The sequence below is a fragment of the Microcoleus sp. PH2017_08_TRC_O_A genome (assembly GCF_020738665.1).
In the GTDB taxonomy this organism is placed as follows: domain Bacteria; phylum Cyanobacteriota; class Cyanobacteriia; order Cyanobacteriales; family Microcoleaceae; genus Microcoleus.
The window spans coordinates 62907-78823 of record NZ_JAEQCE010000002.1; the positions used below are offsets into that span (position 1 = coordinate 62907).

General features: G+C 42.6%; 12 protein-coding genes. 9 read left to right on the forward strand and 3 right to left on the reverse strand.

Annotated features, from left to right (window positions below; all coding sequences use genetic code 11):
* Window positions 1-306 precede the first annotated feature (306 nt).
* Genes JGK22_RS01140 through JGK22_RS01165 form a run of 6 tightly spaced genes read left to right on the forward strand, consistent with a single transcriptional unit; the run spans window position 307 to window position 8009 of the window.
* On the forward strand, window positions 307-1233 hold the full coding sequence (locus tag JGK22_RS01140) for a trypsin-like peptidase domain-containing protein (protein WP_293204162.1): 927 nt from the start codon (window positions 307-309) through the stop codon (window positions 1231-1233).
* A gap of 21 nt (window positions 1234-1254) precedes the next feature.
* On the forward strand, window positions 1255-2340 hold the full coding sequence (locus JGK22_RS01145) for a hypothetical protein (protein WP_293204160.1): 1086 nt from the start codon (window positions 1255-1257) through the stop codon (window positions 2338-2340).
* A 24-nt stretch (window positions 2341-2364) separates the two neighbouring features.
* Window positions 2365-2721, forward strand: a complete 357-nt coding sequence (locus JGK22_RS01150) for a nucleotidyltransferase domain-containing protein (RefSeq protein WP_293204158.1) — start codon at window positions 2365-2367, stop codon at window positions 2719-2721.
* A complete protein-coding gene (locus tag JGK22_RS01155; RefSeq protein ID WP_293204156.1) occupies window positions 2708-3049 on the forward strand; it encodes a DUF86 domain-containing protein in 342 nt (113 codons plus the stop codon). Before JGK22_RS01150 ends, JGK22_RS01155 begins: the two co-directional genes overlap by 14 nt.
* Before the next feature lie 53 nt (window positions 3050-3102).
* On the forward strand, window positions 3103-4059 hold the full coding sequence (locus JGK22_RS01160; RefSeq protein ID WP_293204154.1) for a GUN4 domain-containing protein: 957 nt from the start codon (window positions 3103-3105) through the stop codon (window positions 4057-4059).
* A gap of 2 nt (window positions 4060-4061) precedes the next feature.
* On the forward strand, window positions 4062-8009 hold the full coding sequence (locus JGK22_RS01165; RefSeq protein WP_293204152.1) for an AAA family ATPase: 3948 nt from the start codon (window positions 4062-4064) through the stop codon (window positions 8007-8009).
* Window positions 8010-8376: 367 nt separating this feature from the next.
* Here the strand turns inward: JGK22_RS01165 and JGK22_RS01170 are convergent, their stop codons facing one another.
* Both JGK22_RS01170 and JGK22_RS01175 read right to left on the reverse strand, forming a co-directional pair.
* Window positions 8377-9075 carry a hypothetical protein gene (locus tag JGK22_RS01170; protein ID WP_293204150.1) on the reverse strand — a complete coding sequence of 233 codons (699 nt, stop codon included), beginning with the start codon at window positions 9073-9075 and terminating at the stop codon, window positions 8377-8379.
* A 147-nt stretch (window positions 9076-9222) separates the two neighbouring features.
* On the reverse strand, window positions 9223-10155 hold the full coding sequence (locus JGK22_RS01175) for a hypothetical protein (protein WP_293204148.1): 933 nt from the start codon (window positions 10153-10155) through the stop codon (window positions 9223-9225).
* Window positions 10156-10508: 353 nt separating this feature from the next.
* On the opposite strand from JGK22_RS01175, the gene JGK22_RS01180 reads away from it, so the two are divergent.
* On the forward strand, window positions 10509-10772 hold the full coding sequence (locus tag JGK22_RS01180; protein WP_293204146.1) for an ATP-binding protein: 264 nt from the start codon (window positions 10509-10511) through the stop codon (window positions 10770-10772).
* 284 nt (window positions 10773-11056) lie between these two features.
* On the forward strand, window positions 11057-12103 hold the full coding sequence (locus JGK22_RS01185; RefSeq protein ID WP_293204144.1) for a Fic family protein: 1047 nt from the start codon (window positions 11057-11059) through the stop codon (window positions 12101-12103).
* A 513-nt stretch (window positions 12104-12616) separates the two neighbouring features.
* Here the strand turns inward: JGK22_RS01185 and JGK22_RS01190 are convergent.
* Window positions 12617-13567 carry a tyrosine-type recombinase/integrase gene (locus JGK22_RS01190; protein WP_293204142.1) on the reverse strand — a complete coding sequence of 317 codons (951 nt, stop codon included), beginning with the start codon at window positions 13565-13567 and terminating at the stop codon, window positions 12617-12619.
* 651 nt (window positions 13568-14218) lie between these two features.
* On the opposite strand from JGK22_RS01190, the gene JGK22_RS01195 reads away from it, so the two are divergent.
* Complete coding sequence (locus tag JGK22_RS01195; protein WP_293204140.1) at window positions 14219-15901, forward strand: hypothetical protein; 1683 nt, start codon at window positions 14219-14221, stop codon at window positions 15899-15901.
* The last annotated feature ends 16 nt before the right edge of the window (window positions 15902-15917 follow it).

Consider the following 15917-nt stretch of genomic DNA (forward strand, 5'->3'; position numbering starts at 1 on the left):
AGGGCAGGTACTTTAAGGGAATTAGGCGTACAGCCCGGTTCTGAATTGATTTTAGTGAGGCGCGCAAATCCCTGATTGATTTGGTGACATTTTCGTGGTTGGGGGGCGATTCCCGACGGGATAGCTGGGTTTCACGGGCTTTTTTATGGGTTTGGGAGAGTGGGGGCGATCGTTTAGAATATGTATGTCTTTAGGAATATGGTAAACTCAAAAACATCCGGCTGTTCCTGCTGAAGGACTTAAGGTGAAAAGGATTAATCACAAAGTACCCCAAGTAGCCTATTAACTGATTTAGAGAAAAATTCAATGAATCCAGACGTATTTTTGGAACAGAAAGAAGTTCCGTTTTTGATACCAGCATTGACTCGCTGGTCGCAGCAGGTTATCATTGCGAGCGATCGCCAAGATGTGTTGAATAATTCTGGCATTCATCAGGCTTTATTAAACCAGATTAAATTTGAAAATAAGGCTCCACTTTTTGTTAATAGTTTAGTAGCAGAGCTCAAAAAATATTCTTTTTCATATAAAAAAGCTGATTATCATCCGCTCGTTAACTTGCTGCAACATTTATGCGATCGCGCTGAATCAGAAATAGATGAATTTCCTGAAGAAGATCTTGCTTTATTTGGCAAGTTACTAGAAGAGGGAAAGGACAAACTTAAAGCTTTAGCGAGTCGTCATGCCGTAGGTAGGATCGAATCACCAAAAGGAACTGGTATCGGTACTGGAGTGCTAATTCAGCCAGATTTATTACTCACCTGCAATCATGTTGTTAAAAGTCAAGTAAAAGAAGCATGGGTGCGTTTTAATTACAAATCTGGAAGCCTCTTGTTAGACAAATATTTATTTGAACTAGACCTCAATCTTGTCAGCTATTCTAACAATCTAGATTATGCCCTACTTATAGTTAAGGGTAAACCTCAACAACTGACAAAAAATCCAATTAATGCTACATTGTATGAAAATCAAGAAATTCATCTAATCCATCATCCTCTTGGTAAACCTGTAGAGATTTCCGGCATAGGTCAGATCGTTCAGCAAGGAGAAGATTATATTGACCATAACCTTCGTACTGACAATGGTTCCTCTGGTGGACCGATTTTTAACCGTCAGTGGGAATTGATTGCTATCCATCAGGGGCATCCAGGTATAGGTCGTAATGTTGAATCAGGTACAATGGGAGGAATTCCCATTCGTGCTATCTGGGATAAAATTTCACCCCATCTTGCTTAATTCTAGCTAGGAGTAAACCAAATGAAACTTTGGCAGTCTGTTGCTGAAAGTGTTAATCGCGAAGCAAAAAAATATAAAACGCTGTTTCTACCAGAAGATCGGGTTGATGTGGGTAGCAGCGGTACTCCAATTCAGGCTGGTGAGGCATATTGTCGCATTTGGCTGGTAGAAATGAGTCTTGCTAAAGATGTCGATTGGTTCAAGCAGCGTTATCCCATAGTTCATGCGGCAGTGCGCTTTGATCACGGTGGGAAATCCGTTACTATTCCCTATGTTGCTGCACCGGGGAATCTGAAGGAACTAGCAAAAAATAATTTAGACAGAGTAATTCAATACAACTACCCGCTGACTCCTCTGTTTCCTTTCAATCAAGGTTTAGTGGAGTTACAAGCCGGATTATTTAGTATTGCTGCTAGCGATCCAATTGGTAAGTTGATTGAGACGATCGGGAGATTTTCCAAACTATTGCCAGTACCAGAACTATCAAAAGTTATAGATTTAGCAGACCCTGTATATCGGGGAATTGAAGATTTATTCGACCTGGGAGAAAGGCGTTTAGAACTGGGTTATCATCAGACTTTCTCTGATGCGGATGGGGGTGGAAGTAATACTCTAAAAGATGGTTATTTTGTCGCGATTTTAGCTGAAGATTGTGAGATTAATACATCTCAACTATGCGTAGTTAATGACAGTCTTAAGATTGGTTCTCCTGGCAGTACGAAAGTTTTTATGCGGGATGGTAAACCTCTAGAAGGTTATAGCTATATGCTATTTCGATTAGAAAAACGAACAGCTCAAGATTGGGAGTCTTTGACGAGTATTAAAGATTTGGTTGAGCAAGCACAAGATGCGATCAGTGCAGGGAAATATGAACCAGTAAAAACATTGCTATTGCCTGCGATCAAAACGGCGATTTACCGCAGCCCTGATGTCGCGAAATCCGATCGAAAACCGATGGTGTTGAAAATCGAAGATTATTTGCGGGAGATCGGTTTACAAAGCAAAGGAGAAAGGCGATCGCTCTATTCGATCATGCAGCGCCCTTTACCGCCAATTGATGATGAGACAGAGGCAGAATTGCGATCGCTGGAAACACTTTTTGAATAAAATAAAATTTAGGAGTTTGAATCAATGACTATAGAAGTTCTTACCCAGGTGGACAAAAAAAATATTCTGGAGAGACGGTTCGGAGTTTCACAAAAAGCAATTATCGAGTTTTGTCAACGTTGGCAGATCATTGAATTTGCAGTATTCGGTTCGGTTTTGCGATCGGATTTTCGTCCTGATAGTGATATCGATGTGTTAGTGACCTTTTCACCAGATGCTAAACGGGGTTTGACTGAAACCTTACAAATGCAAGATGAGTTAAAAGCAATGTTTACCCGTGAAGTAGATTTCATCATCAAGAAAGCCCTGGAAAAAAGCGAGAATTGGTTACGTCGTCAAATTATTTTAGATTCAGCACAAGTGATTTATGCCACGCGATAACGAATCCCTGATTGATATAGAAAGAGCAGCCAGACGAATATTGCGTTACACTGACAAGATAAGTCGAGCTGAACTGGAAATGAATGATGAAAAATTATCAGCCATTCTCTACCAAATTGCGATTATTGGCGAAGCAACCAAACGGCTATCTCAAGATTTTCGTCAGCAACATCCAGAAATCCCTTGGAGAGAGATAGCTGGAATGCGAGATATGTTGATCCATAAATATGACCAAGTTGATTTTGATGTAATCTGGGATGTTGTACAAAGTAAGCTTCCTGAACTTGTAACTAAACTTGAACCAATCCTCCCGTCTCCTGAAAATTAATAGTGATATGCTGGATTTCAGTGTGAAAAATTATAACTCATTTGTAGCTAAATATGAAGTTTCTTAATGCCAAGGAAAAAGCAAAACTTAAGGAAATTTTGTCCAAGAGTTCTCAACTGGAAACAGCGGATAATAGAATTAATTTTATTAAACTATGTGGGCTGGATAGTTATTGCAGTAAAATCCAGGTAGATCAAACCTTTGATAAATTTTTTACGAACCTGGTTGCTGTACTTTCTCAAGTGAATATCAAAGATAAAAATTCAGAATCTAAATTAGAATTAGTGTTGTTTTTAGAACACTTTATTGAGTTTGAACATCATTTATCTGTAGAAGACAAAGACTCCCTAGAATATTTGATTTTAAAATGCAATAAGAAAACATCACTAAGAACTAATTCACAGCCACAAAATCAATTTTTACTTGCTTCAGGTTTATCGATCGATCAAGATGACTATCAATCTAATTATCATGTTTATTTAGAACAACTGCTAGCCGTAGGCGAATGGCAAGAAGCTGATTTAGAAACCAAGAGAATCTTACTTAAGTTGTCTGACAAAGAAGAAAAAGAAGGTCTTGGAGTTAATGAAATTAAAAACTTTTCTTGTGAAGTTATATCTACTGTTGATGCACTTTGGATAAAATATAGTAATGGTCACTTTGGCTTCAGTATTCAGCAACAGATTTGGCAAAAGTTATTAACACGTAATCAAAAAAAGTTTTGGGAATTTTGGAGAAAAAATACAGTAGAGGAAGATAACCAAGATAATTGGTATCGTTTTAGTGAGCGTGTAGGATGGTGTAAAAACAATAAATCAGGAAAAGCAGATTGGGTTCAATACAGAAACATTTCTTTCGACTTGAATGCCCAGAAGGGACACTTACCTTGTTCTAGAGAATTATGGAAAGGGATGCGATATCAATATGAGTCAAAGCGTTTTTCTGAGCTAATGTTGAAGATCAAAAGTTGTGAAAATTATAAACTAAGAGTAATTAATTGTGGTAATTAACTATGAAGTCGTTAAATTCCGAAGAACAAAGAAAGCTTAAGGAAATTTTAGCTAATAGTTCACAACTAAAAACTGCTGACTCTCGCATTGATTTTATCGGAGCAAGTCCTCTAAGTAGTGTTCTTAATTTGATTCGTACAGATCAAAGGGATTTTAATGGTTTTTTCAATCACCTGATTACTGAGGTTTCTAAACTTAGACCTATAAAAGATAATGAAAGCTCGGCAGAAAAATTGGCATTAGTTATTTTATTAGAATATTTTATTCAGAGCGAACAAAATTTATCTCTGGAAGATGAAGAGTTTATAAAATGTTTGATTCAGAAAAATGAAACAAAAAAGAATGATGAAGATCAAAGAGATTGCCCGTATCAGGGCTTGTCAGCATTTACAGAAAAAGATAAAGACCTATTTTTTGGACGGGATAAGTTTGTACAGCAGTTAGTGGATGCTGTGAACAAATATCCTTTAGTACCTGTCATTGGTGCGTCTGGAAGTGGCAAGTCTTCTGTTGTGCTGGCTGGACTCATTCCCCGGTTGCGGGCAGAGGGAACTTGGCTAATTGAGTCTTTTCGTCCACAAAGTCAGCCGTTTTATGGGCTAGCTTCTGCTTTGGTGCGTCTACTGAAGCCGGAATTGGATGAAATTGAGCAACCTGGACGTGCAGCGGAACTGGCGGATGATATGAACCAGGGTAGGTTGATGATATCGCAGGTTGTGGCAAGTATTTTGGAGCGTAATCCAGGCAAACGAATATTGTTAGTAATTGACCAATTTGAGGAATTGTACTCGCTGTGTCGGGATGAGAAGGAACGTCGGCGCTTTTTAGATCAATTATCAAGCGCAGTTGAGGTAGCATCGGCTCAACGGACACCTAGTTTTACCTTTGTTTTCACTCTGCGGGCTGATTTTTACGGATATGTGCTGTCTTACCGTGGGTTAGTGGATACTCTTGGAAAGTTTACCCTGCCACCATTGGGACCAATGACTCCTCAAGAGTTACAAGCGACGATAGAAAAGCCTGTGGAGAATTTGGTGGAATTGGAGTCGGGGTTAACTGAGCGCATTCTGGAGGATGTGGCGGCGGAACCGGGAAATTTACCGTTATTGGAGTTTGCTTTAACTCGATTATGGCAGACACGACAACAGGGAAAATTAACTCATGCAGCATATCTGGAGATGGGCGGTGTTAAGCAAGCTTTGGCTAAACAGGCTAATACGATTTATAACGAACTTAGTCCGGTGGAACAGCAACAGGCACAACGTATTTTTGTGCAATTGGTACGTCCGGGGGAAGGTACAGAGGATACCCGCCGTTTAGCTACTCGTGCTGAGATAGGAGAGGATAATTGGAATTTGGTGCAGGAGTTGGCGGGGGAGTCGGCGCGTCTGGTGGTGACTGGAATGAATGAGGCGACGGGGGAAGAAACGGTTGAGGTTGTCCACGAGGCATTGATTCGAGAATGGGGAACGTTGCAGGAATGGATAGATAATGACCGCGTTTTTCTCGCTTGGCGGGATCAACTGCGGATAACGATAGCGCAATGGAATAAAAATCAGGGGGTATTATTACGAGACAAACCTCTATTTATTGCTAAAGATTGGTTACAAAAGCGCGAAGCAGACTTGAAAAATGAGCGAGAATATATTAAGCAAAGTTTAGCACTACGAAATAAGGAGAAAAAGGAGCGCGATCGCCGAATCCAAAAAGAGCAAGAACAGGAAATAAAAGTGCGAAAATCTGCTCAGACGAGGACTGTAATTGCGATCGTCTCTACAGTTATAGTGAGTTTAGCAATTGTTCTTGTACTCATCAAACAACAAGAGGTTCAAAAGCAACAACAAGAGATTCAAAAGCAACACGACAATACCACACTCAAAGCTTTGAGTATAAATTCAATAGCAAGTCTTTCTTCAGGTCTACAACTTGAGGCTTTAATCAACAATATAGATGCAGGAAAGCAACTGAAAAAACTGGAACAGTCAGGGAGAGCAGAAGCTGATACCAAAATGCTGGTTGTGGCCAACTTGCGTGAAGTGGTTTACAAAATAAGAGAACAAAATCGGCTAGAGGCGGAGTCGTTTAATAGCATCCGTTTCAGTCCCGATGGGCAAATGATTGCTTCTGGTGATTCGAGCGGAAGTGTAAAATTATGGAAGCGAGATGGCAGTTTAATTAAAACTCTCACCGAGCATAATGCTAACGTTGAAAGCGTTAGTTTCAGTCCAGATGGGCAGATAATTGCCTCTGCTAGTCGGGACAAAACCGTAAAATTATGGACGCGATATGGCCTCTTGATTACCACCCTCCCACATAGTGCTGAGGTTAGTAGCGTCAGTTTTAGCCCCGATGGGAAAACGATCGCCTCTGCTAGTTGGGACGGAACTATAAAATTATGGGCGCGATATGGCAGCTTAATTAAAACTTTCACTGCTCATAGTGCTGGGGTTAGTAGTATCAGTTTCAGTCCAGATGGGCAAATGATTGCCTCTGCTAGTGGGGACAAAACTGTAAAACTCTGGAAGCGAGATGATGGCAGCTTAATTAGAACTCTTACAGGTCATAGCGATGGGGTTAATAGCGTCAGATTCAGTCCAGATGGGCAAATGATTGCCTCTTCTAGTTCAGATGGAAGTATAAAACTGTGGACGCAAGATGGCAACTTAATTAAAACTCTCCCTGGTTCTAGTGTGGTCGCAGACGTTATTTTCAGCCCAGATGGGCAAATGATTGCCTCTGGTAGTTGGGATGGAGGCATAAAACTCTGGACGCAACAAGATGGCAAGTTCATTACTACCCTCACTAGCAATAATACTTCCGTTCATAGTGTTAGTTTCAGCCCAGATAGTCAGATCATTGCTGGGGACAACAAATTGTGGAAGCGAGATGGCAACTTAATTAAAATCCTAACTGCTCATACCAGTGGGGTTGAAGATATTCGTTTCAGCCCAGATGGTAAGATGCTTGCTTCTGCAAGTCAGGACAAAACCGTAAAACTCTGGAAGCCAGATGGTAGCTTGATTAAGACCCTCATTGCTCCTAGTAATGATGTCCCAGGTAATAAGTCACTAAGTAATAATTGCTCAGGTGATGAGCCACCCGATAACTCAGTTGATGGTAGTAGTAATACGGTTAGTGGTGTTAGTTTCAGCCCAGACGGGCAGATGATTGCCTCTGCTCATGAGGACGGAACTGTAAAACTCTGGAATCAAGATGGCAACTTCATTAAAACTTTGACTGGGCATAGTTGTTGGGTTGCAGATGTCAGATTCAGCCCAGATGGACAGACGATCGCCTCTGGTAGTCGAGATGGAAGCATAAAACTGTGGAGACAAAATGGCAGCTTGATTACCACTATCGCTGGTCATAGTGGTGCGGTTGAAGGTGTCAGCTTTAGTCCAGATGGACAGGTGATTGCCTCTGCTAGTCGGGAGGACAGAACCATAAAACTGTGGAGACAAAATGGCAGGTTGATTGCCGCTCTTCCAGATCAGAGTTCTGGCATTAGTTTCAGCCCAGATGGGCAGATAATCGCCTCTGCTAGTTCAGATGGAAGCATAAAACTGTGGAGACAAAATGGCAGCTTGATTCATACTCTTAAAGATCATAAAAATCAAGTGACAAACGTCAGTTTCAGCCCCGATGGGCAGATAATTGCTTCTGCTAGTCTCGACAACACTGTAAAACTGTGGAAGCCAGATGGCAGCTTGATTACCACCCTCACGGGTCATAAATATGTGGTGACAAGCCTCAGTTTCAGTCCAGATGGTAAGACGCTTGCTTCTGCTAGTCGGGACAAAACCGTGATTCTATGGAACTTGAATCTGGATGATTTGCTAATGCGGGGTTGTAATTGGCTGCATGACTATTTGAAAAACCCCAATAATGGTATGAGTGAAAATGACCAAAATCGCCATGTTTGTGATGACATTGGGACTTCGCGCTCATAGTTGGGAGTAGTTGGTAGAAATGATAGTCAGGAACCCTGTATAATCGATCGAGCTTATCGATATAGTGCTGGCTTTTCATCATCCAGACGATCGCCCTTTGACAGATTTTGCTGTTGCCTAAAAACGACCTTACCTAACTAACTCTAATTTTGGCTCCCGTTTGTTTAAATGGTAACTAGCGCTTTCTTCCAGCAATTTCAGAAACTGGGTTTTTTGCGTAAGTCCTACATATACTATTAAAGCTCTGCCGGAATTCCACCGATCGCCCTTGCCACTAACACCTATCATGAACGATCGCACAAAGATATTTTTACGAGCAATTGCCCTACAAAATACCTTTGTGCAGAGGCCATAGCGTAATTCCCAGTTAAATTTCAACTTCTGGAGCTTCCTCAGCCAGTCGCAAATAGTATTCGTTTGGATTCTTTATTTCTGGCTGCGTTGTTGATAGCTTTTGCAGCGTTTTGTGCAGGCGTTCAAAGAACGAATTAAACTGTGCAGTGTTGTAGTCAAAGTTGTACTCTACACTTGTATTGCTGCAACCGTTCACAAACCAGTTAGTAAAACTGAGACTTTCTGGTGCTAAATTGTAGCTTTTTGTTAGAAGAAAGAGAGGTAGTTGTGTTTTCCAGTGCTGCTGTATGGTCGCTTCTGTTGGAACATTTCCTTCGTTCCAAGTCCAGTTAATACAGCGAAATTGAGATTTTTCTGGGTTGATAACTATGAGGTCTATTTCCGACCAAATTAGACAGTTTTCCCAGAGTAATTGCACCGTATAATCTTGGTGTACTTGTTGCGATGTATTCAGGCGAAATATTTCCTGGATTTGTAACTGTATCAGCTTTATACAGTTAGCAAGTTTAGGATAATTTTCTAGTATCTTTTGCACTGGAACATTCAAGGGAATTTGTTTCATTAAAAGGTGCATTTGACCTGCTTCGCTTTTGCACATTGTTACGTATCGGTGCGGGTTGTGTCTTTTTTCAAAATCCGAATATTCTAACTTGAAAGACTCTTCTTTATCTAAGATGCTGAGGCTTTCCCAATTAAGATGGATTAGTTGCATGGAAATTCTGATCTATTTTTATAGTTCGAGAATTTCTGCGCGGAGCGCTTAAATAGTATTTGTACAGAAAACCCGGCTGTAAATTGTCAGGATTCGTGCCGTAGGTTTTCCGTACAAATGCCAAAAAATGCAGTTATAAGCAGATTTTTAGGCAAGCAAAATAACTCGATTTGTATTGGTTATGACACCAACGTGGAACTGCTCTAATACTCGGTATTCCGGGTCTACTAGAGTAGCCGTAACGGTTATTGGGTTTTTGATTTCGCTTTTGTAAAAATCGAGAGCTTCTTGATAGTCAGAAGTTGCAAATACAGCTTTTGTGTTCCTGCGCACTTCGTACTGTTTGGGAAAGGTAAGCGTACTTGGATTTATTTCTGCAAAGTCAGGGGATGGAGGCTGTTTGTTCAGATTGATCAAGTACAGTATTTGGATGTTTTTTAACCCCCAGATTTTGATTTCGTGCTTGCAGGCTGTAACGCAATTTGGTGCGCGTAATTGGAATCCAGCAGCATATTTTTCTCTAATCAAGTATCTGCCCCATGATTCAAGTTTTGCTTTATTATTCCCTCTCAGGTAAGAAAATTGTATCTCTCCGTCAGAAGAATACACTTGACCGATTCGGTTGTCGCCACAGTAAGTTAAGTTTGCTTGTTTTTCTGTCAAGAAGCTGTTTTCCGTGTTGCCACTGTTTTCGGGATGGCTGTTGCTGTCTTGGTTGCTGTTGCCACTGTTTTCGGGATGGCTGTTGCTGTCTTGGTTGCTGTTGCCGTTGTTTTCGGGATGGCTGTCACTGTCTTGGTTGCCGTTGCCACTGTTTTCGGGATGGCTGTTGCTGTCTTGGTTGCCATCGTCAGGGGCTCTGTCGTTAGGGTCATTGTCCCACAAGGACATTACCGACTTTTTCAATTTCTCGATCGCCAGTGGTGCTATTTCGGTTGCTGTGGCGATGGCGGAACTCAATGCAGCCATCGCATCGATAACGCTAAGTTCTGCTCCTTGCAGCGACGATACCTGCGCTTCTTTGATGCGGATTTCTTCTTGCAATACTACGATTTCGTCAGAAAAAATTTCTCCTAACATAGCTTTTGACTCCTTGTTCTGGGGTTGTCCCACCTGAGCCACTTCCAATTCGTAACTGGTGGTTTTCGCTCCAGCGCGAAGCGCTTTTAATCAAGTTGTTCAATTGCTATAACTACTAAATCACTTTCCAATTCTACCTTCTTAAAGGAATTAAATACCGAACTAGCTAAAACTCCGCAGACTCGCTACCATTCTGCTGTTGTTTTAGATGCAGAAACAGATGCTAATTTGACGAGATTTTGCCAAGAAAAGTAAAAAAGTAGTATTCCGCTTTTACGACGATTTGAGAATTATCTACTAATTTGCCGTAAGATTGTAAATGCCGTCTGGTCGCCCCTATTTTATATTGTTAAATGAATCGCACGATTCCCGAACAAGAATCCCTCACCGTCGAGTTTAAAAGCGATCGCACTCGCCGGCCAGACAAAGACCTGATTGAAACCGTCCTCTGCCTTGCCAATACCGACGGCGGCTTCATTTACCTCGGCGTTGAAGATGACGGTCAAATAACAGGTTTGCACCCCCAACACCAAAACCTGTCCACCCTAGCCGCCATGATTGGCAACCGCACCAACCCCCCAGTCAGCGTGCGCGTTACAGCTTATGTTGTTTCATAGCGAGAAAACACGCACCGCGCCTTTTTAAACACGCACCGCGCCTTTTAAACACGCACCGCGCCTTTTAAACACGCACCGCGCCTTTTAAACACGCACCGCGCCTTTTAAACACGCACCGCGCCTTTTTAAACACGCGCCGCGCCTTTTTAAACACGCATCTATACAGATGGATCGGGTACAATACCTTTAATATAGGTACTGTGACCAGGGTAGTACCTATATTAAAAATACTTATATAATAGACCTAAGTGGCTCAATGGCTATTACAGTGGTGCTTTTAATCAATGAAATCTTTTGAACAGACCTTTTTAACCCAGCAACCGATTACCCAAAAACTGCTACAAACGATTCGCTTAATTGGGGAGTACAAAGGCAAGCAGGAATTATACAAGCAACAAGCGCCACAAGTGCTAGAAACTTTGCGGCAAACTGCGATTATTCAAAGTACCGAATCTTCTAACCGCATTGAAGGAATTACCGTTCCTCTGGCGCGAATTCGCAAATTAGTAACGGAACGCACAGCACCAAGGGATCGTTCGGAACAGGAAATCGCAGGCTATCGGAATGTACTGAATACAATTCACGCTAGCTATGGTTATATTCCGTTTACTCCGAATATTGTTTTGCAGTTTCATCGCGATTTATATCAATTTAGCGTCGGTTTAGGTGGCTGTTGGAAAACAACAGAAAATCTAATTACGGCAACCACAACTGATGGTAGACAAATAGTGCGATTTACTCCTGTTGCCGCCTATGCCACATCTCAGGCTATGGAAGAGTTGCATGAGAAATTTAATCTATTTTCCAGTGAAGGTGAGATTGAACCATTGTTGCTGATTGCTAGCTATGTTCTCGATTTTTTGTGCATTCATCCATTTCTGGATGGTAACGGACGAATGGCAAGATTGCTGACCCTATTATTGTTGTATCAAGCGGGTTATGAAGTAGGGCAGTTTATTAGTTTAGAACAAATTGTGGAGCACACGAAAGAAAGTTATTATGATGCTTTATACCAATCTTCTCAAAATTGGCATGAGGGTAAGCATAGCTTGTTACCTTGGTCTGAGTATTTTTTAGGCGTAATGTTACTAGGATCTTATCGAGAATTTGAGCAGCGGGTTGGGGTGATTGGAGGAGCAAAAGGAACGAAAACGGCAATGGTTTTACAGGCAATTGAGAGTTTGCCTTGGGATTTTTCGATGCGAGAGTTACAGCAGCGTTGTCCGGTGGTTTCTGTAGATTTAATTCGTCGCATTTTGCGTCAAGAACGGGATGAGGGAAGGATTAAATGTGTGGGACGGGGAGTGGATGCGCGGTGGCGAAAGTTATAGACAATTTCCAAGGGAACGCATTTCAGAGGCGGCGATTGCCTTTGCCCAACAGATATTATAAATTAACCAGCGTCGGCTGCTTTTACTGCGGTCGGAACTCCGTTGAATACTTTATTTGTTGCTTGGAACGAACTACCAAGTCAAGCTTGGTTCCCTATTGGATTAAACTTCATATCGCTCAACCTACTGCCACTACTGTTGCACGATCTTTTTAAACTGGTATTATGTTGTTCAAGTAGCTTACGAAAAACCTGACAACAGCCAATTATTCTGTAGCTTCAACCCAGAATTAGCAGAGGCTATTGATAAAGGAGCTATAAGTTTCATCAGAGTCCTAGATGTCAGTCTTGTCCACCTTTTATAGTGCAATACGGTTAACTTAAGAACAATCTGACTGGCGAAGAATGCCTGTATTGCCTATAAACTCGTGAAAAGAAATTCGTCAAAAACGTTAAGTAAACCGTATTGTTTTGTAGTGCGTCAGCACTTAACGGGAGAGAACGTCACAAAGCGCTAAAACTTCAAATGCTGCACGGCCTGCCGCTTAGTTTCCTCCCCACGCCTGTCATACTTTGCCGTAGTTACCGGAGAAGCATGACCCGCCAACTTTTGCACCGTAACAATATCCACCCCAGCATCGAGGAGGTCCGAGCAAAACGTGCGCCGGAAGTCGTGGGGACTAAAAGACTCCACCCCAGCGAGGAACGCCCGCCGCTGCACAATCTTCAACACACCATCCTCCGTCATGCGCCGGCGCTGAATTTCTCCCCCTTTCCGAATCGGGTACAACAGAGGGCCCGGAGCCTCTCCCCTCAACTCCAGCCACTCGGACACCAAAACGCAAGCAGACTCCGGGAGATAAACCGTCCTGTCTTTCTTGCCCTTGCCCTCTCGGACGAACAGCGCTCCCGTGGATAAGTTAAAATCTCGCCTCAACAGATTAACCGCCTCACCGCGACGGATGCCACCCCCTCGCAAGATAGCAATCAGCGCCTTATCCCTAACATCAATAGGAGTCTTACCAGAGCAGCTTTGCATCAATGCAGCAATCTCAGAGAGCGTTAGCGCCCGCCCCCTAACTTTTCCCGATTGCTTGATACTCCTGACATCCACCGCCTTACTGTAATCTATTGGGTCGATTAAATCCAACCGCAGAGCTTCCTTTAACACCCGCCGCAGGGCGCACAGCATTTGGTTCACCGTCGCGGGGGCGTACTTTTTCTCAAGGGCTGAGCGTAGAGCCGCAGTATGTTTGTAGCGCAATGCCGCCCAATTCAAAGTCATTGCGTCACACTCAGAGCTCGTCAGCATTCGGGCCATGATATTGAGTCCTTCTCTCATGGTTGCCTTTGACCGTTCGCTCCCCAAACTGTCGAGGTACACTGCTGCTGGATGCTGAGTCAGGGGTACCGGATAGGGCAAATTCAAGGTTGAGGGCTGTTGCTCTGGGAGTAAGTCGAGCATTTACTCTTTCAAAGTGGCATTATAAATACTAAATTTTACGCCTTTAACGGCCCAAAATATCGATCGATTTGGCTCTTATTTCGTGAGTCCTCGCCGTCCGGGAGCGAACCTTTGCAATCTGGTGGATGAAGTAGGGCTTTTGACGGGTTGTCACCCCCGTCAAAAGCCCTACGTGTATCGGCAGAATACCTGACTCAAAAAATTCTGGTATATTTGTTGCAGAGTCAAAAATAAGTTAGTATGGAATTCCTGGCTTCATTGATGCCTTATCCGATTCAAATTGAGAGTCGCAGACGCAGCTTGCTCTCGATTCCTAAAATTGGACTACCTGAACGTTGAAAGTCTATAGTTTCCGCTTGTCAAAGAAATCTGTATAGCCTTCTTTAAGAAGTCTATGCCTTTGAAACTGGCGATTGCTCGTAGAGTGCGATCGTAAAATGTATTCATGTTTTTATCAAGCAATAAAGCTATAAATTATACTTTTATACCGTACATTATCTGCCACAAAAAATGATTATAACGGCACATTTGAACGGCACAAAGACTGGCTCGATCTCATTAGCTACCAATAGTCGCACAAACCAGGGATAATTTTAACAAACGGCTCAGATGGTAAGCTAAAGAAGCGAAAAGCGATCGAAAACAGCAATAATGGCAAGCTACAGAGATTGGAACCGGGCATTAGTGTCTTACTTCACCAGTGGCGTACCGCGCGGTACTAAACTCTACCTGAGCGTTGACGACGATGTACTCGATCGCATTGGCCGAGAATTCGGAAGGGAAGCCGTCGCCGACAACAGTCGCGATGACTTTCTGATTGCCGTAAGAAAAAAAGTTATTGTTGACCGACAAGTTAATTTGGGCAACTTGCGAGGGTGTGATTCTGACGGTTTACCCAAAAGTATTGCCTTTCTGAGTGCCACAGTCCTAGCCGCCTATCAGATGGCTGAGGAAGAAAAAATATCAGAACTAAACTACTTCCGGCGATTGCAGGAAATTTTTGGTCTGTCCGACGCTCGTCGTCCACCGGGCATGGAATCTGGTTCCGCTGCTGAAGAACCGCTATGGAAAGAGTGGAATCTTTGGCTAAGGCAACAGGGATTTTTACCTTCAGCAGATCGGGGTCGTGGTGGCCCAACTACCTATATAAATTATCCTATTTCGCAATCTCTTCTGCGCCACGCTGATAAAGACCGACTTCTAGACCTATTTAACGAAAAGCAATGGACATCCCAATGGGATGCCCAAACTTTATTTACTCATGTCCGCCGCGAGACACCGAGGCTTTGCCAACACTTAAAAGAGTTACTGACTGACAACAGGCAGCGCTATGAAGCCGTTGCCGAAGCAATTTACGAAGTTTACGAACAGTGGCAAAATGAGGGAAAACCAGTAACTCTCAAACAAGGGGTACGCACTTGGAGCCGTCACCTTTTTGCGGGTTTGTATCGCACTGAAGACCTATTTTTTGGTCAAGTTGATTACTATCTCTACCCGAAACAGCTCAAAGGACGACAATTAGAATCGGTACAAGTTCAGTACAGAAATAATGTTCAGCAGCTTCGGAAGGAACGCCCTGGATGGTATTTCCCTCTAGATTATCCAATCAATGTAAATGAATTGGATCGCGGTGCAAGATATCAAATTACTTGCCATACAGACTTGGATTCCCTGATTTTGCCCGATCGTGACTTTTGGATATTAATTCCCGATCCCGATAATCCAGATTCAGGAGCCTACGCATCTTGGGGAACGCCATCCCTCGGTACGCCATTTATCCTACTTTGCAAACAAGAACTGCTCTCAGACATCCAACGTTTACAAGATGAGCAGTTATTAAAATGGAACGCTGAACCACAACCAGTATTTGAAAATTCTAGTTGGATTGAAATTCACCTGTGCATGGTTATTTCCCAGGCTTGGGAGGGAGTGTTTATCAAAAATCAAGAGCTTAAAGATGCTTTGCAACCCAGTGTCCGTTTATCTATCAGCTTTTCAGGTGGTTTGCGCGTACCCCAACTGGGTGCATGGCTAGAGGGACATAGCCCTCAAGTAACTGTTTTTGGCTTCCACCCCACAGTTGATTTACAGGTAACTCGATTATCGGATGATTCCAAAATTTTGGAAAAGTTGCAGCAAAGTACAAATATTCCCATTTTAGTTAACTTTCCTAGTACAGGTGACTACCTCGTAAAAGCTACTTGTGGAGGTGAATCGAGCGAGCGCTTTGTCAGAATTGTTGATTGGAGTTGTCTGTCAATAGAAGAACCTTCAAGCCGTGAATTGATGCCTATCGGTTCACGGCATAATATTTGTGGCAGCGTCATTCAGTAATTGAATTTAGTCCTGG